This window comes from Streptomyces odontomachi (assembly GCF_024435355.1).
GTDB classification, from domain to species: Bacteria; Actinomycetota; Actinomycetes; order Streptomycetales; family Streptomycetaceae; genus Streptomyces; species Streptomyces odontomachi.
Window position 1 is genome coordinate 917,017 of the sequence record NZ_JAMJWG010000001.1, and the last position, 22,552, is coordinate 939,568.

At 71.7% G+C, this 22,552-nt stretch carries 19 protein-coding genes; 8 read left to right on the plus strand and 11 right to left on the minus strand.

The annotated features are described in order from the left end of the window. Positions 1-4: 4 nt before the first annotated feature. The 3 genes from rho to NQO67_RS03880 form a co-directional block, all read right to left on the minus strand. Positions 5-1,177 (minus strand): transcription termination factor Rho, encoded by a 1,173-nt coding sequence (rho, locus tag NQO67_RS03870; RefSeq protein ID WP_255946302.1) that lies wholly within the window; start codon positions 1,175-1,177, stop codon positions 5-7. Between the two features lie 598 nt (positions 1,178-1,775). After that, positions 1,776-2,996, minus strand: a complete 1,221-nt coding sequence (locus tag NQO67_RS03875) for an RDD family protein (protein ID WP_308295613.1) — start codon at positions 2,994-2,996, stop codon at positions 1,776-1,778. A gap of 104 nt (positions 2,997-3,100) precedes the next feature. After that, positions 3,101-3,931, minus strand: a complete 831-nt coding sequence (locus NQO67_RS03880; RefSeq protein ID WP_255946304.1) for an aldo/keto reductase — start codon at positions 3,929-3,931, stop codon at positions 3,101-3,103. Between the two features lie 299 nt (positions 3,932-4,230). Between NQO67_RS03880 and NQO67_RS03885 the strand changes: the two genes are divergently transcribed. After that, positions 4,231-4,740, plus strand: a complete 510-nt coding sequence (locus NQO67_RS03885; protein WP_255946305.1) for a mycothiol transferase — start codon at positions 4,231-4,233, stop codon at positions 4,738-4,740. A gap of 46 nt (positions 4,741-4,786) precedes the next feature. On the opposite strand, the gene NQO67_RS03890 is transcribed toward NQO67_RS03885, so the two are convergent. From NQO67_RS03890 to NQO67_RS03900, 3 genes are all read right to left on the minus strand, one after another. Next, entirely contained in the window at positions 4,787-5,659 is an 873-nt protein-coding gene (locus tag NQO67_RS03890) for a class I SAM-dependent methyltransferase (RefSeq protein ID WP_255946306.1), read from the minus strand. A gap of 144 nt (positions 5,660-5,803) precedes the next feature. Next, positions 5,804-5,992, minus strand: a complete 189-nt coding sequence (locus NQO67_RS03895) for an antitoxin (protein WP_255946307.1) — start codon at positions 5,990-5,992, stop codon at positions 5,804-5,806. Positions 5,993-6,138: 146 nt separating this feature from the next. Then, entirely contained in the window at positions 6,139-8,175 is a 2,037-nt protein-coding gene (locus NQO67_RS03900; RefSeq protein WP_255946308.1) for an aconitate hydratase, read from the minus strand. A 310-nt stretch (positions 8,176-8,485) separates the two neighbouring features. Here NQO67_RS03900 and NQO67_RS03905 point away from each other — a divergent pair, with 310 nt between their 5' ends. The 4 genes from NQO67_RS03905 to NQO67_RS03920 all read left to right on the plus strand — a co-directional run bounded on the left by NQO67_RS03905 (position 8,486) and on the right by NQO67_RS03920 (position 13,745). Next, positions 8,486-9,097, plus strand: coding sequence for an LAETG motif-containing sortase-dependent surface protein (locus tag NQO67_RS03905; protein WP_255946309.1), 612 nt, complete (start codon positions 8,486-8,488; stop codon positions 9,095-9,097). A 198-nt stretch (positions 9,098-9,295) separates the two neighbouring features. Beyond that, positions 9,296-10,561 carry a phosphodiester glycosidase family protein gene (locus NQO67_RS03910; RefSeq protein WP_255946311.1) on the plus strand — a complete coding sequence of 422 codons (1,266 nt, stop codon included), beginning with the start codon at positions 9,296-9,298 and terminating at the stop codon, positions 10,559-10,561. A gap of 181 nt (positions 10,562-10,742) precedes the next feature. Then, positions 10,743-11,531 carry a VOC family protein gene (locus NQO67_RS03915; protein ID WP_255946313.1) on the plus strand — a complete coding sequence of 263 codons (789 nt, stop codon included), beginning with the start codon at positions 10,743-10,745 and terminating at the stop codon, positions 11,529-11,531. Positions 11,532-11,744: 213 nt separating this feature from the next. Beyond that, positions 11,745-13,745 carry an alpha-amylase family glycosyl hydrolase gene (locus tag NQO67_RS03920; protein ID WP_255946315.1) on the plus strand — a complete coding sequence of 667 codons (2,001 nt, stop codon included), beginning with the start codon at positions 11,745-11,747 and terminating at the stop codon, positions 13,743-13,745. Between the two features lie 198 nt (positions 13,746-13,943). Here NQO67_RS03920 and NQO67_RS03925 read toward each other — a convergent pair whose 3' ends face one another. From NQO67_RS03925 to NQO67_RS03940, 4 genes are all read right to left on the minus strand, one after another. Next, complete coding sequence (locus NQO67_RS03925) at positions 13,944-16,328, minus strand: phosphoketolase family protein (protein ID WP_255946317.1); 2,385 nt, start codon at positions 16,326-16,328, stop codon at positions 13,944-13,946. A 223-nt stretch (positions 16,329-16,551) separates the two neighbouring features. After that, the gene (locus NQO67_RS03930; RefSeq protein ID WP_255946320.1) at positions 16,552-16,833 is read right to left on the minus strand and encodes a DUF1876 domain-containing protein; all 282 of its coding nucleotides are present in this window, start codon (positions 16,831-16,833) and stop codon (positions 16,552-16,554) included. A gap of 149 nt (positions 16,834-16,982) precedes the next feature. Further along, positions 16,983-17,543, minus strand: a complete 561-nt coding sequence (locus NQO67_RS03935) for a DUF6624 domain-containing protein (protein ID WP_255946322.1) — start codon at positions 17,541-17,543, stop codon at positions 16,983-16,985. Then, a complete protein-coding gene (locus tag NQO67_RS03940; RefSeq protein WP_255946324.1) occupies positions 17,540-17,959 on the minus strand; it encodes an ATP-binding protein in 420 nt (139 codons plus the stop codon). The genes NQO67_RS03935 and NQO67_RS03940 overlap by 4 nt, the downstream gene beginning before the upstream one ends. Before the next feature lie 528 nt (positions 17,960-18,487). On the opposite strand from NQO67_RS03940, the gene NQO67_RS03945 reads away from it, so the two are divergent. Continuing rightward, positions 18,488-19,315 carry an SDR family NAD(P)-dependent oxidoreductase gene (locus NQO67_RS03945; protein ID WP_305125267.1) on the plus strand — a complete coding sequence of 276 codons (828 nt, stop codon included), beginning with the start codon at positions 18,488-18,490 and terminating at the stop codon, positions 19,313-19,315. Positions 19,316-19,336: 21 nt separating this feature from the next. On the opposite strand, the gene NQO67_RS03950 is transcribed toward NQO67_RS03945, so the two are convergent. After that, the gene (locus NQO67_RS03950) at positions 19,337-20,773 is read right to left on the minus strand and encodes an NsdA family TPR-like regulatory protein (RefSeq protein WP_255946326.1); all 1,437 of its coding nucleotides are present in this window, start codon (positions 20,771-20,773) and stop codon (positions 19,337-19,339) included. 332 nt (positions 20,774-21,105) lie between these two features. Here NQO67_RS03950 and NQO67_RS03955 point away from each other — a divergent pair, with 332 nt between their 5' ends. Together NQO67_RS03955 and NQO67_RS03960 are read left to right on the plus strand one after the other, a co-directional pair. Then, on the plus strand, positions 21,106-21,972 hold the full coding sequence (locus NQO67_RS03955) for a Sco1979 family transcriptional regulator (RefSeq protein WP_255946328.1): 867 nt from the start codon (positions 21,106-21,108) through the stop codon (positions 21,970-21,972). A gap of 3 nt (positions 21,973-21,975) precedes the next feature. Continuing rightward, the gene (locus NQO67_RS03960) at positions 21,976-22,221 is read left to right on the plus strand and encodes a DUF397 domain-containing protein (RefSeq protein ID WP_255946330.1); all 246 of its coding nucleotides are present in this window, start codon (positions 21,976-21,978) and stop codon (positions 22,219-22,221) included. The last annotated feature ends 331 nt before the right edge of the window (positions 22,222-22,552 follow it).

Here is a 22,552-nt window from a genome sequence, read left to right on the forward strand (position 1 = left end):
CCGCTCAGGCGCCGGGCACCGTGCGGTGGACCTGGCGCAGGAATGCGGCGTTGTCCGGGGTGTTGCGGATCTTGTCCAGCAGGACCGGCAGGCTCGGGTGCCCGTCCTGGGCCGACAGGGCGCGCCGTAGGCCCCGCACGGCGGTCAGTTCGTGCGGTGGGACCAGCAACTCCTCGCGCCGGGTGCCGGAGCCGGCGATGTCGACGGCCGGGAAGACGCGCTTGTCGGCCTGGGCGCGGTCGAGCCGCAGCTCCATGTTGCCGGTGCTCTTGAGCTCTTCGAAGTAGTAGTCGTCGGCGCGCGATCCGGTCTCGACCAGTGCCGTGGCGAGGATGGTCAGCGACCCGCCTTCCTCCGTGAGCCTGGCCGCTCCGAACAACCGCTTGGGCCCGAGCAGGGCGGCCGCGTCCACCCCGCCGCTGAGGGTGCGCCCGCCTGCCGCGGCCGCGTTGTTGTGGGCCCGGCACAACCGGGTCAGGGAGTCCAGCAGGATGACGACGTCACGGCCCTGTTCGACGAGGCGTTTGGCGCGTTCCACCGCGAGTTCGGCGAGCGCGATGTGTTCTTTGGCGGCCCGGTCGAAGGTCGAGGCGAGTACGTCGCCGCGTACCCGGCGGGTCATGTCGGTGACTTCCTCGGGACGTTCGTCGAGCAGCACCACCATCAGGTGGCACTCCGGGTGGTTGGCGGCGATCGCGTCGGCGATCTGCTGGAGCAGCACCGTCTTGCCGGTGCGGGGTGGCGCCACGATCAGTCCACGCTGCCCTTTGCCCACCGGTGCGAGCAGGTCGACCACGCGCGGGGTGAGTACTCCGCCGGGAGCTTCGAGCCTGAGCCGCTCGTGGGGGTGCAGGGGGGTGAGGGAGTGGAAGTGCGGCCGGCCGCGCTGCTGCTGCACCGGGCGGCCGTTGACGAGTTCCACCTGCGCCAGCGCACGGGCTCCCGCGCGTTCTCCCACGATCAGGTCGCCCTTGCGCAGGTCGAGGCGGCGGATCTGGGCGGCGGGCACCTGCACGTCGTCGGGCGCCGGCAGGAGCGCGGGCCCGCGCAGCAGTCCCTGCCCGTTCCTGGTGATGTCGAGGATGCCGCCGATCTGCTCGGTGTGGGCGGTCGTGTCGGGTGCGTGTCGGTCGTGTGGCCGGTGCTGGGTAGAGGGTGGTTCGAGTGTGGTGGTCATGCTGGTGGTCCTTTCGGGACGGATGTGTGGGTGGGGCGGGGTTCGCTCTGGCGGACGGACGGCCCGGAGCAGGGAGCAGGGAGCAGGGAGCAGGGAGAGACGAGAGGGGAGAGGCGAGTGCCGAGGGCAGCCCGAGGCCGGCGGCCGTGCTGCCGCGCCCGTCGGCGGGCGGGGGCACGTCAGCGGGCCGGACGGCGCCACGCGGGCGGCGTAGGGGCCTCGACGGAGGCCGGTGCGCCGCCGGACGGTTGGCACGGTGCCGTGAGCGTCCGGGGGCGTGGTGCGGTGGCCTGCCCGTGCGCCGTTCGGCGCGTCAACTGCCGCGCACCGGGCCGTGGCAGACCGTCGAGCGGCCCATGGCCGCTCGGTGCACCGACGGCAGTGCGTCGGTTGTCCGTATCGGAGAGCCCGATACGAGATCTCGCCGGTGAAGAGAGAATCTCGGAGGGAAGAGCACGCCGGTCGTGCTGGACGGGCGGCACGTTCCTGAGGGAGAGCGGCGATACGGCGCCTGAACGGCGCTAGAGACGCATGCCTAAGATAACTGTAGCACTATCGAGGCTCGGCGTGTGCCTTTCAGCTCGATACGGCGATCGGATCAGTGCGGCGGTTGGCCCGCGGGACCCGCAGGAGGCTCCGTCGGCCAGGGTGCCGGCCCCTGGCTCGGCGGCGGAAACCCGGGCGCGGAAGGTCCTGCGAAGTCGGCCGCCGGGTCGGGCACGGCCGGCCCGAAACCGGGTGGGGGCAACGGGGCGGCCGAACCGGGAGGTGCCGCATACGCGGAACCGGGAGGCACCGGCGAAGACGGATCGGCGTACCCGTAGGGCGCGGCCGGGCCGGTGGGCAGGGACGACGCCGGTTCGGCATACGGTGCCGGGAACGGCGTCGGCGAACCGGGAACGAGGCCGGGCGGAACGAGGCCGGGCGGAACGGGGCTGCCGCGTCGCAGGCGCCCGGCGGCCCGGGTGACGGCGGCACGGCTCTTCCCGGCGGCGTTGGCGACGCTCTGGTAGAGCTGCACGCCGGTGACCGAGGTCCCGGCGATGCGGTCGGCGACCGAGCGGCCCGTTCCGAACAGCGTGGGCACCGCGTTGCACAGGAAGATGAGGCCCGAGAGCAGCCAGCACAGCCAGGCCACGACGAAGTCGCCTTCCAGCAGCAGGCAACAGGCGAGCGCGTACAGGCCGACGTCGGTCACGGCGGTGACGCCCGCACGCACCGCCGCCCGCCGCCGTCCCGGCGGCACCGGCTCGATCGCCGTGACACGCAGTCCCATGAGGGCCTTGCCGAGGGTGCGGCGCATCCACAGGACGGACGCGAACTGGTAGAGGAACGCGAAGACCGTCAGCCCGACGAACGCCTGCTCGACGTCGCGTACCGCGGTGTGCCAGAGCCGTAGGCCGATGTTCTCGGCCGCGCCGGGTACGTCCCCGTGCGAGCCGAGGACGTCCCAGACGCCCGCTCCGGCCAGTCCGATGCTGGTCACCTCGCCGGAGATCCGGTGGAAGGTGAAGACACCGAGCAGCACGGCCACGGTGACCACCAGGGCGAAGTCGACCAACCAGGCGAGCAGGCGACGCCCTACCGCCGGCCGGGCCGGTGGCGCCGGCGGGCCCGCAGCCACTGCGCCCGGCAGCGGCGTCCCCCACCCCGCTGCCTCGCCGCCCGGCGGACCCCAGCCCGACGGGACCTGACCCGGGACCGCCGGACCTGGTATGCCTGGCTCCGACGAGTCCGCCGAATGCTGGAACACGAATTTCTCCCCCGAGACAGCGACACGAGGCGGGACAGCGACACGAGGGGACGCTGTGGACGCCACAACGGCCTCATACGATAGTCGCGGCCGTCGCAACGGCCCAGCGGTCGCGCCGATGCTGCTGGCCAGCGGCCGGCGGCGCGCCGGCGTTGTACCCCGATACCCCGTCAGAATTCCTCGTGCCGGTCCGGATCGCCGCCCAGCCGGCGGCCGGTGCGATCGCCGACGGCGGCCATGTCGACCTCGTCGAGCTCGAAGTCGAAGACGGCGAAGTTCTCGCGCTGCCGACCTGGATCGGCGGACTTGGGGATGGGCAGGGCGCCGAGCTGGATGTGCCAGCGCAGCACCGCCTGGGCCGGGGAGACACCGTGCCGCTCCGCAACGGACCTGATCGCCGGGTCACCCAGCAGGTCACCGCCGCGCCCCAGCGGGCTCCAGCTCTCGGTGACGATGTTCTTGCCGGTGCCGAAGGCGCGCAGCTCGTCCTGGGGCAGCAGCGGGTGCAGCTCGATCTGGTTGACCGCGGGCAGTACGCCCGTCTCCTGTTCCAGCCTGTCGATCTGGGCCGGGGTGAAGTTGGAGACGCCGATGGAACGGATCAGCCCCTCCTCGCGCAGCTTGATCATGGCCTTCCAGGAGTCGACGTACTTGTCCACCCGCGGCAGCGGCCAGTGGATCAGGTACAGGTCGACGTACTCCAGGCCGAGCCGGGTCCGCGACTCCTCGAAGGAGCGCAACGTGCTCTCGTGACCGTGGTCGCGGCCGGGCAGTTTGGTGGTGACGACGATGTCCTCGCGGGGTACGTCGCTGCGGGTGATGCCGCGTCCGGTGCCGGTCTCGTTGCGGTAGTTGGTTGCCGTGTCGATGAGGCGGTAGCCGATCCGTAGCGCGCTGCCGACGGCTGCCTCCGCCTCACTGTCACTCAAGGGCCAGGTGCCCAGCCCGAGGCCGGGAATCGTGGTGCCGTCGTTGAGCCGGTACGCCGGGACGCGGGTCACGGATCGCTCCTTCGCTCGCTGGATCGGTGGTGCGCTGGCCCGGCCAGCGTATACACGTGCCGGTCCGGCGCCGGGGAACGGCGTGCGTGCCGGTACGGCCGCGCCGCCGCGGGCGGGCATCGGCCGTGCGCCGGGGCGCCGGGTACGAGCCCGGGCGCGGCACACGGGTGTCGGGGCACAGATGTCGGGCACGCGTGTCGGGTGTGGCTCGGGGGATGATCGGCACGGTCATGTGAGCGGATCTCAGGAGTCCACGACCGACCACGACCGGCACGAAGGCCCCGGCGGAAAGGCACGGCATGAACAGCGCGGAACTGCTCGGCGACGCATACGGGCGCATCCGGGAGGAGGTGCACGCCGTGGTGGAGGGCCTCTCACCGCAGGACCTGAACGAACGCCTCGACCCCGGCGCGAACTCGATCGCCTGGCTGGTCTGGCATCTCACCCGGGTCCAGGACGATCACATCTCCGAGGCCGCTGGCCGCGAGGAGGTGTGGACGGCGCAGGACTGGCACGGTCGCTTCAAGCTGCCCTTCGCCTCCTCCGCGACCGGCTACGGCCAGAGCAGCAAGCAGGTCGGTCAGGTGCGGGTGGAATCGGCGGAGCTCCTGCTGGGGTACTACGACGCGGTCCACGAGCAGACGATGGACTTCATCCGCGGCCTGCACAACACCGACCTGGACCGGGTGGTCGACGACAGCTGGACGCCCGCGGTGACGCTCGGGGTGCGCCTGGTCAGCGTCATCGGGGACGACCTCCAGCACGCCGGACAGGCAGCGTACGTACGCGGGGTCCTGAAGCGGCGCTGACCGCGCGGTGCCGGTGCCTGCACATCCTCGGCGGGTCCGTCGCCGCTCAGGCGCGAGCCAGCAGCGCGTACAGCAGCGGAATGCGCGGCGCGGGGTCGGGCAGGCGCCACCAGCCGGAGGCGGTACGGACCATATCGGGCCATCGCGGCCACGGCAGTTCATGGGATTCCCGGAGCCGTGCCACGCGCAGGCCCGCGCCCGTCACCGCGTTCACCACCTCGGCGATGCCGTGCATCCACTCGAAGCACTCGGTGGCGCCGGTGACGGCGGGTCCGTCGGTGTAGGTGTGGGTGCCGTCGCGGCGTACCGGACCCCGGCCGCCCAGGTAGTCGTGGCGCAGCAGCAGCGCAGTGCCCTCGTCCAGTTCGGGCGTCAGGCCCAGGGAGTTCAGCAGCGGATGGAACTCCACGATGTACAACCGTCCGCCGGGCCGAAGCAGCCTGGCGATCTCGCGCGCCCAGCGATCCAGGTCAGGGAGGTAGCACAAGGCCCCCTTTCCGGTGTAGACGACGTCGAAGCGGCGTTCGCCCAGCGTCTGGACGGCGTCGTAGACGTTGCCCTGCACGTACTCGACGGCGATGCCCGACCGGGCGGCCAGCTCCCGGGCGGCGGTCACCGACGCGCCGGACAGGTCGAGCCCGACGGCGCGTGCGCCGCGTGCGGCGAGCGGAATCGTCTCGGTGCCGAGATGGCACTGCAAGTGGACGAGGTCCCGGCCGTCGAGCGGGCCCAGGTCGTCCCACTCGAAGGGCGCGAACCACCGTTCCGGGTCGAGTTCGTCCGCCAGGCCGTAGAACCGGCTGGCGACGTGGATGGGGGTGCGGGCGTCCCAGTTGGCCTCGTTGGCCCGCATGCGCCGCTGGTCCTCCAGGGACAGCAGTGACGAAGGCCGAATGGATTCCCGTGCTGCCTCGGTCATGGGGCCATCTCACCACGACCCGGCGGTGTGGATGGCCGGAAAGCGCCAGGTGTTCACCCTGGGCGGGCGGCACCAAGCGCCGCCCGCCCGTCTTCCCCCGCCTTCCTCAGGGGGCAGTCCACCCGTCGGCCTTCCGGCCGGCTGTCACTGCTGCGGCCCCTGGCCCTCCCCGTGGCCGTACTTGTCCTTGGCCTTCTCCTGGGCGGTGTCGACCTGACCGCTGTGCTTGCCCTCGGTCTTCTTGTCGACGTAGTCGCCGCCCTTGTCGATGCCCTTGCTCGTCTGCTCGGGGTGACCCTTCAGCATGTCTTTGAGCTTGTCCATGACGGACATGAGTCATCCTCCCTCGACGTTCCTTGCATATCCTCCGCTGGTTCAGGTTCCCGCTGCGACGTGATATTCGCACCGCCCGCCCATTCTTTTTTCGTGTTTCACCCGCGGTGCCGGGACGGTGACCGAACGGCGTCGGTACGCCGCCCTCACGCATCTGTTTCCCGTGCTTCATGGGCCGCCAGTGCCGGAATGACGCCGCCGGCGAGGACCGCCGCCCTGCGGTGCGGCGGCAGTCGATGGCGCAGCCGGTACTCCTCGTCTCGGGTGGTGTTCCGGGCGGTCAGACACGGCTCGGCGGTGGGGGCGAGCGCGGCCCGCACTCCCTCGATGACCAGCTCGTCGTCCTGCTGGATACGGTCGTAATCCGCCGGATCCATGAATTCCAGGGCGAGGACGCCGAAATTCGCGAGATTCTGCCAGTGAATGCGTGCATACGACTTGGCGATCACCGCACGCAACCCCAGATAGCGTGGGGTGATGGCGGCGTGCTCGCGTGACGAACCCTGCCCGTAATTGTCACCGCCCACCACGAGATGCTCGCCGTCCTCCTCGCGATCCGTGGCACGGTGCGGATATTCCGGGTCGATCCGCGTGAACGTGAACGCGGCCAGCCGTGGAATGTGCGACCGGAAGGGCAGCGCCTTCGCGCCGGCCGGGGAGATCTCGTCGGTGGAGACGTCGTCACCCACCTTCAGCAGCACCGGTCCCCGCACGGTGTCCGGCATCGGATCGAGGTCGGGCAGCGCGGAGACCCCGGGACCGCGCACCAGCTCCACCCGGGCCGCCTCGGCGGGTGGCGGCGGCGGCTCCAGCATGGCCGTGTTGTGTGCCGCCCGCCGCATTGCGCCGGCTTCGGGAGGCTGCGCCCCGGTGCGCGCCGCCCAGTCCCGCGGATCCGTGATGACGCCGGTCAGCGCGGAGGCCGTGGCGGTCTCCGGCGAGCACAGCCACACGGCGTCCTCCTCGGTGCCCGAGCGCCCCGGGAAGTTGCGCGGGAAGGTGCGCAGGGAGTTCCGGCCCACCGCCGGGGCCTGGCCCATGCCGATGCAGCCCAGGCAGCCCGCCTGGTGGATCCGGGCACCGGCCGTGATCAGGTCGAGGACCGCGCCGGAGCGTGTGAGGTCCTGGAGGATCTCCCGCGAGGTCGGGTTGACGTCCAGGCTCACCCCGGCGCCCGTCTGCCGCCCCCGGACGATCGCCGCAGCGACGGCGAAGTCCCGCAGCCCCGGGTTGGCGGACGAGCCGATCACCGCCTGGTGGACCTCCTCGCCCGCCACCTCGCGCACCGGCACCACGTTCCCCGGCGAGGTGGGCCGGGCGATCAGCGGCTCCAGCGAGGACAGGTCGATCTCGTCGACGCGGTCGTACCGGGCGTCCGGGTCCGCCGTCAACGGCGTGAAATCGTCCTCCCGGCCCTCGTCGCGGAGGAAGTCGCGCACGGCCTCGTCGGCGGGGAAGACGGTCGTGGTGGCCCCCAGCTCCGCGCCCATGTTGGCGATCACGTGCCGGTCCATCGCGGACAGCGCGGCGAGCCCCGGGCCGTGGTACTCCAGGACCCGGTTCACCGCGCCCTTGACGCCGTGCCGGCGCAGCATCTCCAGGACCACGTCCTTGGCGCTCACCCACGCCGGCAGGGCCCCCGTCAGCCGGATGCCCCAGATCTCCGGCATCCTCAGGCGCAGCGGCCGCCCGGACATCGCCAGCGCCACCTCGAGACCTCCGGTGCCCACCGCGAACATGCCCATCGAGCCGGCGGCGCAGGTGTGCGAGTCCGAGCCGGCGAGGGTGGCGCCGGGCCTGCCGAAGTGCTGCATGTGGACCGGGTGCGAGACGCCGTTGCCCGGCTTGGAGTACCACACCCCGAACCGGTGGGCCGCGGACCGCAGGAACGCGTGGTCCTCCGCGTTGCGCTCGTCGGCCTGGAGGATGTTGTGGTCCACGTACTGCACGCTGGCCTCGGTACGCACCCGGTCCAGGCCCAGCGCCTCCAACTCCTGCATGACGAGCGTGCCGGTGGCGTCCTGGGTGAGGGTCTGGTCGATGCGCAGCCCGATCTCGCCGCCCGGCTCCATCGTGCCCTCCACCAGGTGGTCGGCGATGAGCCGCTGGGTCACCGTGCCCCGCGCCCCTCCCGCGCCCTCCTGCCGTGCGGCGTCCGCCGCCGCGCGCGTGCCTGCTGCCATGCCGCGCCTCCGCCTGAACGTAGCGTCCTGCTCCATCGCGGGCCGGGTACCCGGCGGGCCGGCGATGACGCCGGGCCGCAGAGCGGGGGAGGGGCGTGCGCTGACGATGCGGTACGGCGGCCCAGCGGTGGTCACACTGCCGGCCCAGCGGTGCAACGCGCACGTGCAGAGGATGATCACGAACGTGCAGAGGATGTGGTGGCCATGCATCCGCGGTGAGGCGTGGGGCGGTTGCGAGCCGTGACGCCGGAGGGAGTACTGTGCGCCGCGCACCTCTTCACTCCAACTACACACCTCGTGTGGAGGATTCATGAATGGACCCACCTCATCCTGGCGACGGCCGGGACTCTTCATAGGGAGCGCCGCCGCCGCGGTGGCCGCCGTCGGCCTGTGCGCCGTGCCCGCGTCGGCGCACACCCCGCACTGGTCGGTGGACTGCTCGCAGGTGACGGTGGACCTCGCCGCCTACAACGGCAAGGTGACCAACACCGTCTCCGTCACGGTGGACGGCAAGGACCTGCTGGCGACCAAGACGTTCGGTAGCACGTACCACGACAACCTGACGCTGCCCGAGCACGACAAGGCGCTCACGGTGCACCTGGTCGTCAAGGCCGGCGATGGTGACCAGTACAACGTCGACCAGACGAAGACGGCTCCGGTGTGCGCCTCCACCCCGCCCGCCACGCCGACGCCGTCGGAGACCTCGAAGCCGTCGCCGACCCCCACCAAGGAAGTCCCGTCGGCCACCGCGTCGGCGAGCGAGGCCGCTCCGGTGCCCAGCAGCAAGCCCAGTGCGTCCGATCTCGCTGAGACCGGCTCCTCCAGCTCCACCCCGATCATCGCCGGCGCAGCCGCCGTGGTCGTGGTCGCCGGTGGTGGCATCCTGCTGGCCACGCGCAAGCGGAACGCCGCGCGTCACTGACGCTCCGTCAGGGCACGATTGACGGTCGTGGCATCCACGGCCTCAGGACACCCGTGACGTAGGGCCGGCCCTGACCCCGTCGGGCCGGCCCTGACCATGTGCGCCAAGATCCTGCCGCCCTCTTCCCCCTGCCCCGCCTGTCGTGCTGAAGTCTCGTGCGAACACGGTGATGTGACGAGACATGGGGTGGCGAAAGTGATGACGACACAGCGGACGGCGCGACGGTTCAGACCTCTGCGTGCCACGGCGGTCGTACTGGCAGCGAGCGGTGCCCTCGTCGGCGGCACCTTCACCACCGCGGCGGTCGCCGGCACCGCCCCCGACACCGGCGCGGTCCGCTCGGCACCCGCCGCCCCCCTCGCCCCCGGCGTCGACTACCGCGACTTCACCATCATCGCCTCCGCGGGCACCGTGCACGGCCACCTGGTCTCCGTCGACCTGCACGATCCGCACATCGCCGTCGACCTGCTGCACGGCGCCTCGGTCACCGACCGGCAGCCGGTGTCCGCACTCGCCGACGCCCAGGGCGCGGTCGCCGGCGTCAACGCGGACTTCTTCAACATCGACGAGAGCCAGCACCCGGGCGTGCCGGCCACCGGCTCCTCGAACGGCCCCGCCATCGCCGCCGGCCACGAGCTCAAGGCCGCCGTGCCCAACGGGCAGCGGTTCGGCCCCGCCCTGCCGTCCGGCACCTCCACCAAAGACGTCATCGGCGTCGGCGCCGACCGCCGGGCACGCCTCGACACGCTCACCCTGGAGGGCGCGGCGCTCACCCAGGACGGCACCCTGCCGCTGGCCGGGCTGAACCAGTACGCGCTGCCGGTGGGCGGCGTCGGTGCCTACACCTCCGACTGGGGCACCGTCTCCCGGGCCCGCGCCGCCTGCGGCACCGACACCCAGCGGGGCGCCCCCTGCACCACGGACACCTACGAGGTGACGGTGCGCCACGACCACGTCGTCGCCCGCTCCGACACGCCCGGCACCGGTGCCGTCGCCCCCGGATCCGTGGTCCTCCTCGGGCGCGAGGCGGGCGCCGACGCACTGCGGGCACTGCCCGACGGGGCGTACGTCCACGTCGCACACCACCTCGCCGGCACCGGCCGCACCCCGCTGCGGTTCGCCGTCGGAGGGTTCCCCGTGCTGCGTGACGGCAGCCCGCTGCCCGGGCTCGACACCGTCACCGCCGCGACCCGCACCGCAGCCGGCCTCGGTGACGGCGGACGCCGGCTGTACCTCCTCGCCCTGGACGGCACCGCGGAGACCAGCGCCGGCCTGACGATCAGCGAGCTGGCCGCGGTGTTGCAGGACTTCGGTGCCACGGACGGGATCAACCTGGACGGTGGCGGCTCCACCACGCTGGTCACCCGCGACCCGGGCGCCGACCGGGTGACGGTGCGCAACCACCCGGGCGGCGGTGCGGAGCGTCCGGTGCCCAACGGCGTCGGCGTGTTCACCCGCCCCTGAGCGGCGCGTGCGCGCCGGCACCCCTGCCGAAGGGGGCCGGCGCGTCGTGCCGCGCGGGGTGCCGCGGCGGCCGGCGCGGCGTTGGCACGGGCAGCGCCGCCCACTGAGTACCATCCGGGACGTGGCGCGCCCGGGACGCCCGGCCGGCGGGCCACACCGTTCGCCCCACGGAGGAACCACCATGCTGTCCACCGCGTACGTGCCCGGTGTTCCAAACTGGCTCGATCTCGGCACCCCCGACACCGACGCCGCAGTCGCCTTCTACACGACCCTGTTCGGCTGGGAACACCGTTCGGCCGGGCCCGAGGCGGGCGGCTACGGCTTCTTCCTGTACGACGGCAAGGTGGTGGCCGGCGTCGGCCCCCTCACCGACGAGGGCGCCGCCTCCGCCTGGACCGTCTATTTCCACACCCCGGACGCGGACGCCACCACGAAAGCCGTGGAGCAGGCCGGGGGAGCGGTGCGGGTCGCCCCCATGGACGTCTTCGACTTCGGTCGGACCGCCGCCTTCACCGACCCCACCGGCGCCGACTTCGCCGTCTGGCAGCCGGCCCGGACACCGGGAGGTCTGGAGGCCGTCGGCGTGCCCAACAGCCTTGCCTGGACCGAGCTGTACACCACGGACGCGGCCGCAGCCGGCGCCTTCTACCGCTCGGTGTTCTCCTGGCAGATCACCGAACAGGACGTCGGAGGCGGCATCACCTACGCGGTCCTGGCGCCTGCCATCGGCGGGTCGGACAGCGAGCACGGCGGGCTGATGCAGTTGCAGAAGGTCAACCTCGACGCCGGTGCCACCTCGGAATGGCACCCGTACTTCGCGGTCGCCGACTGCGACATCACCAGCGCCGCGGCCACCGGCGCCGGTGCCACCCTGCTCATTCCGCCCATGGACGCCGGCAACGTCGGCCGGATCGCCATGTTCCTCGACCCCGCGGGTGCGGCCTTCGCGATCCTCACCCCAAGGCCCTGACGTCCCCCGGACGGGGCGGAAGGCCCCGGGTGGACTCGCCCTGAGCGGCCAAGGCACAGCACCCCGTGGCCGATCTGCTTCTCGAGACTCGTGGTCCCCGACGGTCCGCCCGTGCACGACGGGCCCCTTTCCACGCTCATCGGCGGTACCGTCGTGCCAGCAGTGGAAGCCGCTGGCGCGTGTGGCCTTCCGCATCCTGCGAAGGAGACACAGTTGGCCACACACCGTCCCCCACGCCTGTCCACGGGCCAGGCCGGCCAGGGGCCCGATCGTCGTCGCGCCCTGCTCGGGCTGGCGCTGGCGGGCACCCTCGCGGCGGGCCTGCTCGCCGCACTGCCCCCGGACAGCGGCCAGGCGGCCGCCCCGCAAGGCCCCACCGCCACCGCGCCCGCCAGCTCATCGGACACCCTCGGTGCCCTCTACACCTCCGCGCACACCACCTTCCGGATCTGGTCGCCGGACACGTCCGACGTGTGGGTGACGGTCGGCGACACCAGCTACTCGCTGGACCCGGTCACCCTGGACGGGTACAGCGACGTCTACCAGGTCATCGTCGACGGCGATCTGAAGGGCAGGGCCTACCAGTTCGCCGTCGGCGGCAGGAACGTGCCCGACCCGTATGCGCAGATGGTCGAGCCCAACACCACCCGCGGCATCGTCCTCGACACCGCCGCCGTCACGCCCAGCTCCGGTGGCTGGGCCGCCACCCCACAGCTGGCCGAACGCGAGGACGCCTCGATCTACGAGCTCAGCGTCCATGACTTCACCGTCGACGCCAGCTCCGGGGTCGACCCGGACAAGCGAGGAAAGTTCCTCGGCCTGGTGCAGACCGGCACCACCCACGACGGCGTCCGCACCGGCATCGACCACCTGAAGGAACTCGGCATCACCGACGTCCAGCTCATGCCGTCCTTCGACTTCGGCTCCGCCGAACCCAACTGGGGCTACGACCCGGTGAACTACAACGTCCCCGAAGAGCAGTACGCACAGTCCACCGACCCCGAGGACCGGGTCAGGGAGTTCAAGGACATGATCAACGGATTCCACCGGAACGGCATCCGCGTGATCATGGACGTGGTGTACAACCACACCTTCAGCAAGGACGTCTTCGGCGGCATCACGGGCAAGTACTACACGGCGACCGACCTGTCCGGCACCGGCAACTCCCTGGACGACGGCAATCCCATGGTCAGCCGCATGATCCGCGACTCGCTCGAACACTGGGTGCGGGACTACCACGTCGACGGATTCCGCTTCGACCTGCTCGGCATCCACCACTACGCCAACGCGGCCGGCTGGGCGAGCTATCTGAACGCCGCGTACCCGGAGCGCCGGTTGCAGTTCCACGGGGAGCCGTGGAGCGGCGGGGTGACCGACCCCCAGGAGTCCGAGAAGGTGCGGTACGGCACCGTGCCGGCGCTGGCCGCGGCACACGTCGGTGTCTTCAACGGCGCCTACCGCGACGCGATCAGGGGCGGCACCCGGGACAACGTGATGGCCTACATGGGCGGCGCCGGCGACGCCACGGCCGTTGCCACCGGCATGCGGGGCTCCCCGCTGGCCGTCAAGAGCACCGACCCGCTCTCCAACCCCTGGGACCCCGCCTTCACCTACGACCCCGAGCAGACCGTCAACTACGTCTCCGTGCACGACGACCTCAACCTCTGGGACAAGATCACCTACTCCGGCGGCACGGACGGCGCGGACGGCCGGGCCGGCCGGATCGACCGGTTCGCCGTCGGCATGGTGCTGACCTCCCAGGGCATCCCGTTCCTGTCCGAAGGCGACGAGTTCCTGCGCTCGAAGGTCGTGAACGGTGACTACACCACCGCGATGAACTCCTACCGCGCCCCGGACCAGGTCAACGCGATCCACTGGGGTGACAAGACCGCCCACGCCACCACCTTCGCCTACTACAAGGACGCGCTCGCCCTGCGGAAGTCCACCCCCGCCCTGCGCCTGACGTCCTGGGACGCGGTGCACGACCAGATGTCCACCCGCACCGACGGCCAGGTCGTGATCTCCGCCATCAGCTCCGACGCCGGCGCCCCGGACACCTACGACACCGTCGTCGTCGACAACCCCACGGGCGGTGACTACACCGCCTCCCTGCCCGCGGGCTCGTGGACCAAGGTCTTCGACACCACCGGCGCGGTCAGCGCAGCGGACACCACGTGCGGGTCCCTCGCGGTGACGGTCTTCAGGAAGTCCTGACGACAACCGCCTCCAGCGGCGCCCCATGGCGGCGCGGGGAACCGCGGGAGCAACCACCCACCGGCAGGTGGCCCGGCTACGACAGGGACAGCCCCTTTCGGACGGTGACGACCTGACGGTCTCGTCGTGGCCTGTCGCGCAGTTCCCCGCGCCCCTTGAGGACGCCGTGGGCACCGGAGGCGCAGGGGCAGCGCGGGGTCAGCCCCGCCACGCCCAGTCCGCCACCTCCGGCAGATCGTTGCCATGCTCACGGATCCAGGCGTGGTGGCGCAGCCGCACGTCCTGCATCTGCTGCCGCACCGGCGCCGCCCGCACCGCGAGTCCGGGCACCCGGTCGATGACGTCCATGACCAGCCGGTACCGGTCCAGGTCGTTGCGGACCACCATGTCGAACGGGGTCGTCGTCGTGCCGATCTCCTTGTAGCCGCGGACATGCAGATGCGCATGGCCGGTGCGGCGGTAGGCGAGACGGTGGATCAGCCACGGATACCCGTGGTACGCGAAGATCACCGGCCGGTCCCGGGTGAACAGCGCGTCGTACTCCGCGTCCGTCATGCCGTGCGGGTGCTCCTCCTTCGGCAGCAGCCGGGCCAGATCGACGACGTTCACGAAGCGCACGGCGAGCTCCGGAAGGTGCGCGCGCAACAGCTGCGCGGCGGCCAGCGCCTCCTGGGTCGGCACATCACCGGCGGCGGCCAGCACCACGTCCGGCTCCCGGGTGCCGTCCTCGGTGCCCGCCCACGGCCAGACCCCGGCGCCCCGCGCGCAGTGGGAGCGCGCCTGGTCCATCGTGAGCCAGTCGAAGGTGGGCTGCTTTCCGGCCACCACCACATTGACGTAGTCGCGGCTGCGCAGCACATGGTCGGCCACGGAGAGCAGGGTGTTCGTGTCCGGTGGCAGATAGACCCGGACGACCTCGGGGCTCTTGTTCAGGATGTGGTCGACGAAGCCGGGGTCCTGGTGCGAGAAGCCGTTGTGGTCCTGGCGCCAGACATGCGAGGTCAGCAGGTAGTTGAGGGAGGCCAGGGAGGCCCGCCACGGCAGCTTGCGGGTGATGCGCAGCCATTTGATGTGCTGGTTGACCATCGAGTCGACGATGTGCGCGAACGCCTCGTAGCTGGAGAACAGGCCGTGCCTGCCGGTCAGGAGGTAGCCCTCCAGCCAGCCCTGGCAGGTGTGCTCCGAGAGGATCTCCATCACCCGGCCGTGCGGGTCGAGGTGCTCGTCCACGGCCAGCTGCTCGGCCTGCCAGGCCTTGCCGCTGGCGTCGTAGACGGCGGACAGCCGGTTGGACGCGGTCTCGTCGGCGCCGACGATACGGAAGTTCCGGCTGCCGGCGGTCGCCTTCAGGATGTCCCGCAGCAGCGCCCCCAGGACCCGGGTCGGCTCGTGCGTGCTGCGGCCGGGGCCGTCGACCGGTACGGCGTAGTCCTCCAGCGGTGGCACGGGCAGCTCCCGCAGCCTGAGCCCACCGTTGGCATACGAGGTCGCACCGAGCCTGCGGCCGCCCTTCGGCACGCAGGCGAGCACGTCGGGTCGGGGCCGGCCCTGCTCGTCGAAGAGGTCCTCGGGCGCGTAGGAGCGCAGCCAGTCCACCAGCTGCCGCAGGTGCTCCGGGTTCTCCCGCACGGCAGGAAGGGGCACCTGGTGGGCGCGCCAGGTGCCCGCCACGGGCAGCGCGTCGACCTCGGCGGGGCCGGTCCAGCCCTTCGGGGTGCGCAGCACGATCATCGGCCAGCGGGGCTGGCCGGTGACGCCCTCCTGGCGGGCGGCTCGCTGGATCTCGGCGATCCGCTCCAGGGCGTCGTCCAGAGCGGCGGCCAGGGCGCGGTGCACGGTCGTCGGGTCGTCGCCGGTGACGTGCAGCGGCGTGTGCCCGTAGCCGCGCAGCAACGCGTCGAGCTCGGCCTCGGGCAGCCGGGCGAGCACCGTGGGGTTCGCGATCTTGTAGCCGTTGAGGTGCAGGATCGGCAGCACCGCACCGTCGTGCACCGGGTCGAGGAAGGTGTTGGAGTGCCAGGAGGCGGCCAGCGGCCCGGTCTCCGCCTCGCCGTCGCCGATCACGCAGGCGACCAGCAGCTCGGGATGGTCCAGCGCGGCACCGTAGGCGTGGGCGAGGCTGTAGCCCAGTTCGCCGCCCTCGTGGATGGAGCCCGGTGTCTCGGGCGCGACATGGCTGGGCACCCCGCCGGGGAACGAGAACTGCCTGAAGAGCCGGGCCATGCCCGTCGCATCCCGCGCCACGTCCGGGTAGACCTCCGAGTACGAGCCCTCCAGCCAGGAACAGGCCAGTACGGCGGGACCGCCGTGTCCCGGCCCCCACACCGCCAGCACGTCCCGGTCCCATACGGTGATCACCCGATTGAGGTGGGTGTACACCAGGTTCAGGCCCGGTGAGGTGCCCCAGTGGCCCAGCAGCCGCGGTTTGATGTGTTCCGGTTGCAACGGCCGGGTCAGCAGCGGGTTGGCCATCAGGAAGATCTGGCCGACGGCCAGGTAGTTGGCGGCCCGCCAGTGCGCGTCGAGCCTGCGCACCTCGTCGTCCGTGAGCGGCATGCGGGGCTGGGTGGCGGCGTCGGGCATGAGCGGTCCTTCCCGTGGGAGCAGGGTGGCGTTGCACCTCTCCTTCCACGGTCCGCCGCCCGCTACGACGGGCGCGCGATGGCTGCGCCCACCGGGTGACCGTCCCCGGCCGATCCACAGGCAACCGGACGGGCCCGGGCGCACCCGCTGGCCCGCCCAGCTCGTCCGGTTCCATGGCCCCTACAGGGGCCCGGACCGCCCGCTGCCGGGGCCAGGTCGACCCCTACATGGGCCAGGGGGTCAGCTGCTCCCGTTTCGATGGCGCGTTCATGTCCTCGATGTCCCGCTGTGCGGTGCCCAGGAGCTGGTGGGCGAGGTCGCGTATGGCCCGCCCCGCGGCCAGCTCGTCACCGATCTCCGGTACGTCGCGGTCCTTCGGGTTGCACCGGGCGAGACCGTGCCCCACCACGGACGTGGTGCCGGTGTCCACCTCGGCGCGCGCTGTCGTCTTGCCCTCTTCCTCGGAGAGGTAGAGGTCCACCTTCCACTGCGCTGTGTGCTGCATCGTCCGCTCCTGATTCACGAGAGTCCAGCTACAGCCTCGGACCTTCGCGCCGGACCGTCATGGGGCCCAAGGTCCCCACCACGCCGCCGACCGGGCCATGGCCCGGCACCGCGCCCGTCACCCTCCCGGCACCGCCGCACAGCCGCCGCTCAGCTCCCGTCGGGACCTCGCATCGCCCGTACCTGGGCCAGCTGGGCGTCCAGCGGCCCGAGCCCCACGTCGCGGCGCCGCTCGTCGAGCGTCTGCGGATGGCGGACCTCGTACGGCAGCAGGGTGTCCGGGTTGATGCGGGTGCCGTAGAACTGCGGCTGGCCCACTTCCACCGCACAGTGGTCGGCGATGAAGGCGTGGTGCACGGCCGGGCAGGCGCCGTCGTCGGCCGCACGCGCGATCAGATCGCGGCAGGACAGCTGCAAGGCCAGGTCAGACGCATGGAGCAAGATCATCAACGCCGCCGTGGACGCCCGCTCGCCGACCGCCCGGGTGGTCGGCCAGCCGTGCCGGTCCACGATCGTGCGCAGCGCATCGGTGTTCGCGCGGCGGCACGCGGCGACGCGGCGCAGCGGCAGCGTCGCGCACGTCGTCTGCGCCTGCTGCGTCAGCCGACGGTCCTGCTCGGCAAGCCGCACCAGCTCGGCGGCGAGCCGGGCCAGCAGCGCCCGGTCCGGTGCCTCGGGTGTCCGTGGTGACCGCCGTGACACCCGGCTCATGCGCAGTCCTTGGTGGAGAGCGTGAACCACACCTTCTTGCCCCGGCTGCCCGGATCGGGAGGCGCCGTGCCCCAGTCGTCGGCCAGCGCACACACGATCGCCAGGCCGCGCCCCGATTCGGCGGTCTCGTCCGGTATCCCGGGCCGAGGCAGCCGGGGGCATGGGTCGGCCACCGTGACCTGTAGCTCCTCGGCCGTGCACGCCAGGGTGATGGTCACGACGTCACGCGCGCCGCCACCGGTGTGCCGGACCGCGTTGGCGAAGAGCTCAGCCGTGGCCAGGACGGCGCTGTCGAGGAGGTCCGACAACCGCCAGAGCTTGAGATGGGCCGTGACCATGCGCCGCACCCCGGAGGCGTGCGCGGGGTGGGCGGGGACGGCGGTCCTGAAGAGCAGCGGCCTGCGCGGCGCGGTCAAGACACCCTCACCACGCTGTTCGGTACGGCAGGAGTGCACGCCGTCGATCGGGAGGCGGGGGCGTGCGGTGGGGAAGGTGGCGTGGGGGAGGGCACTCCCGATGCCGTCATCAATCGTCCTTTTGTGCGTGCCGCAGGAGTGGGGGTGGCCGCATGGGTGAGGGCGGCTGAGCCGCGTTGGCTGTAGGGACAGCCAACAGTCCTCCGTGGCACTTCGGCCAGAGGGTGCGGGGGTTGTCTGGTTGGCAGGAGGTAGTGGGGGGTGGCCAGGGGGTGGTGGGGCGGAGCCCCGAGGGGCGGGGAGCGCGACGGGCGTGACCGGCGTGGTGGAAGCGGTGCGCAGGACGGGCGAAGCGGACATGGCGGAATGCGGGGGCCTGGGGGACGGGGTGGGCGCGACCGGCGTCGCGGGGGCGGTGTGCATGGCGGGAGTGGCAGACCTGAGGGGAGCGGTGAAGGGGAGAACGGGTGCGTGCGCGGGGGGTGCCGTGACCACGCCCGGGTGTGAACGGTGTGTTTCGATGGCGAGATGAGTGTGAGCGAGGACCGGGTGACCGAGGGCGCAGGGCTCGGCCCGGGGCCCGGAATACGCGGAAAGCGGGTCGTGGTCACCGGCGGCGGCCGCGGGCTCGGGGAGCAGATCGTACGCCTCCTGGTGACCGAGGGTGCGCGGGTGGCGACCTGTGCGCGTACGGCGGGAGATCTGGCGGCTCTGGCGGCTTCGCTGGAGCCCGAAGCTCGGGAACGGCTGTACACCGAGACGCTCGACGTCACCGAGCCGGATCGGCTGGATGCCTTCGTGGCCGCGGCGGAGAAACGTTTTGGGGGGCTGGACGGCGTCGTCGCCTGCGCCGGTGGCGCGCGCGGCGGTCGTCTGGACCGTTCCGACCCGGTCGACTGGTCCGCCACCTGGGCGGTGAACGTCGGCCACACCGCCGGGCTGATCCGCGCGGCCGTGCCGCATCTGCGGGCCCAGGGCGGCGGTTCCGTGGTGGTGATCGCGTCGATCTCGGGCTGGAAGCCGGGGCCGCACGCCCCGTACGGGACCGCGAAGTCGGCTCAGATCCATCTGGCGGCCACCCTTGCCCGTGAACTCGGCCCGGACGGCATCCGGGTGAACGCCGTCTCGCCCGGCTCGATGCTCATCCCCGGCAGACGCTGGGACCGGATGCGCAACGAACACCCCGAGGCCTTCGCCGGCTTCGTCGCCGCTGAGCTGCCGAGCGGCAGGCCGGTGGCACCGCAGGAGGTCGCGCGGGTGGTCGCCTTCCTGCTGTCCGACTGGTCGACCGGCATCTCCGGTGCCCACCTCCCTGTCGACCGCGCCCAGAACGCGCCGACTCCTGACGGTTACTGACTCGCCCTGACCCATGTCCGCTCAGGCCGCCATGCCCAGTACGGCCCGGGACGTGCGCTCGAACTCCTGGACCAGGGGCTCCTTGCGGTGCGGAGCCAGGCGCTGGCGGAAGTCGCGCAGCGCCTGGATCGAGCGTTCGCTGTGTACCGCGCTCAGGGTGTCCAGTGCCTCGGTCGCCGTGCTGATCGCCTCGTCGAGTCGGTTCTGCTGGAGGTGGGCGGTGGCCAGTACGGACCGGCTGATCGCCTGCCGGCGGCGCCGTTCGGCGTTGGCCCGCACGGAGGCGTCGGCCAGTTGCTCGGCCTGCACGGCGAGTCCCAGATCCCGATGGCACAGGGCGGCCTCGGCCTGGAAGTAGTGGGAGTCCAGAAAGCGCACCCAAGGCGACTCCTGGTCCGCCCCCCGGCTGGCCGACAACCGGTCCTCGGCGGCCCGCAGCGACGTGGCGGTCTCACGGTGGTGGCCCTGGGCGGCATGTCCGCGTGCCGCCATCGCGTGCAGCCGCATCAGACCGAGCGGACTGCCCGCGTACTTCGCGGTCGCGATCCCCGCCCTGGCCAGCGCCACGCCCTCGTCGGGGCGCCCCAGGTTGGTGGCCAGATGGGACAGGCCGGCCAGGATCTGACCGCCCAGCACCCGGTCCCCGCTCTCGGCGCAGAGTCTGAGCCCCTGGGTCATGTATCGCTGCGCCAGTCCGTACTCCCCGGCGTCGTACGAACTCCAGCCGGCCATCGCAGCGAGGCGTGCCGCGGCGGCGAACAACTGCCGCTGCTGGTGCTCGGGCAGGCCGCGCTGCTGGAGCATGGGCACGACCTCGGTGGAGAGGTAGTGCACGATGCTGGTGCGCACCCCGCCGCCGCCGTACAGGTTGTCCATCCGGTCGAACATGCCGATCATGGCGTGCACTTGCTCGACTCGGCCGCTGGGCGGCGCATGGTCGGGCTCCGGCTGGTTGCCCTGCTGCGGCGTGGTCCTGTCGGGCTGCTCGGGGCGCTCGACCAGCCACAGCAGCCAGGCACGCTGCCCAGCGGCCAGGGCCCCCGCCACGAAGGGCACCGTGCCGAGCAGGGTGCGCCGTGCGATGTCGGTGGAGCCGAGTTCGGCCAGGGTGTGCAAGGTGTCTCCCACGTCTTCCCCGTAGACGAGGGCCCGGCTGACCACCGGGCGTTGCTGGTCGGTGAGGAAGCCCAGGTCCGACGGCGAGAGGGAGCGGCCGATGCGCTCCGAGAGCACGGCGGCTATCAACTCCGGGGTACAGCCGCGGGGTTGCTGTCCTTGCAGCCAGCGGGTGACGGACGCCTTGTCGTAGTGCGGCTCGGCGCCCTGGCGGCGGCCCAGTTCATTGATGCGCAGGGCGAGCGAAGCGTAGGAGCAGCCGGCTTCCTTGAGCGCGGCGGCCAGTGCCTGGTTGGCCGCGCCGGCGCCCTTCTCCGGGGTCCTTGCCTGTCCGATGGCCACAGTGCCGTCCCGCTCTCACCTCGCGGTCCCAAGCGGCCCGGTCCGTCGTCCACGGACCGGGCCGCTTCCGGTCGCCCCACGCCCCGCCCCCCCGAGCGCTGCCAGGGCCCGTGGGGGCGACCAGGCATTCGAGCGCCGCACGCCCGGCCGGCGCGCGTGAAAGAGGTCCGTCCGGTCGTGTGCGGCAGATCACCTGCTAACTATGGGTGCCACCGGTAACAGTCCGCAACCTGCATTCTGATAATTTCAGAACGAACCGCAGGCGCACGTTTGTCTCATGGGTGCCGTGGCACACTGGCCCGCTGGAACACCGTGATCAGGGAGGTGGGCACGTGGCCGACGGCCGCTCGGGCGGCAGCGCCCCGACCGTCCTGCGCATGGTCCTCGGCAGGCGCCTGCGGCACCTGCGTGAACAGGCGGGGGCGTCCTTCGACGAGGCCGCCCGAGCCATCGATGTGACGCCGCTGACCGTGCGGAGGATGGAGAAGGCCGAGGTAGGGCTGCGTATCCCCTATGTCCGGGAGTTGCTGCACACCTACGGCGTCAGCGCCCAGGAGACAGACGACTTCCTCGCACTGGCCCGCAAGGCCAACCAGCCGGGCTGGTGGTACAAGTACCGTGACGTACTGCCCGACTGGTTCAGCGCCTACGTGAGCCTGGAGAGCGAGGCCACCGTCATCCGGGTCTACGAACCCCACTACGTGCCCGGCCTGTTGCAGACCCACGACTACACCACCGCCCTGATGCGCGTCGGCTTCCCGAGCGAGTCCGAGGACGAGATCGAACGCCGGGTGGACCTGCGGATGCGCCGCCAGGAGCTGCTCACCAAGCCCGAATCGCCCGCGCTCTGGGCGATCCTCGAAGAGACCGTGCTGCGTCGTCCGGTGGGCGGCAGGGGTGTGATGCAGGCCCAGGTCGAGCGGCTCATCGAGGCCCTCGACCTGCCGCGGGTGCGCCTCCAGATCATGCGGTACGCGACCGGAGCACACCCCGGGGCCTTCGGCCCCTTCCACTACTTCCGGTTCGGTTTCACCGAACTGCCCGACGTGGTCTACACGGAGTCCCTCGCCGGCGCGGTCTACGTCGACCAACCCGACGACGTCGTCTCCTACCTCGAGGTGCTGGACCGGATGACGGTGCAGGCCGAGCCGGTCTCCCGGACCAGAGCGATTCTGGACGAACTGCGTAAGGAGTTGTGATCCATGGGATCCAAGGACCCGATCCACAGCGGCGTCAGCGCCGTCGACCTCGGCACCGAGGGCTGGCACAAGCCCTGGAGCGGAACCAACGGCGGCAGCTGCGTGGAGGCCAAGATGCTGCCCGGCGGAAACGTCGCGCTGCGCCAGTCGACCGATCCGCAGGGACCCGCACTCGTCTGCTCCCAGCAGGAGATGGCCACGTTCCTGGCGGGTATCAAGTCCGGCGCGGCCGACTTCCTGCTCGCCTGAGTCGTTCTCCTCGCCGCGTTCGGGGCGGCGGTGGTGCGCCGGGCCGACGTCGCGCACCACGACGCATCTCGATACGCCGCTCCCTTCGTCACTACGCCCGCACAACCGGACAACCACCCCGGCCACTCCCGCCGTCGCACGGCTGCGGCCCACACTGGTCGGGCCCGAGGGGGGCCCGGTCCACGTAGACCACGCCCGATCCGAGGAGGCCGCGCCCGTGTGCCGGGCCGCGGTCTCCTCGGATCGCGCGAACGGGGGCCGGATGCGTCAAGAGCGTTGGTTCCGCATCGACGAGAAGTCGAGTCCGCGTCGACACCGTGTGCCGCCTCCG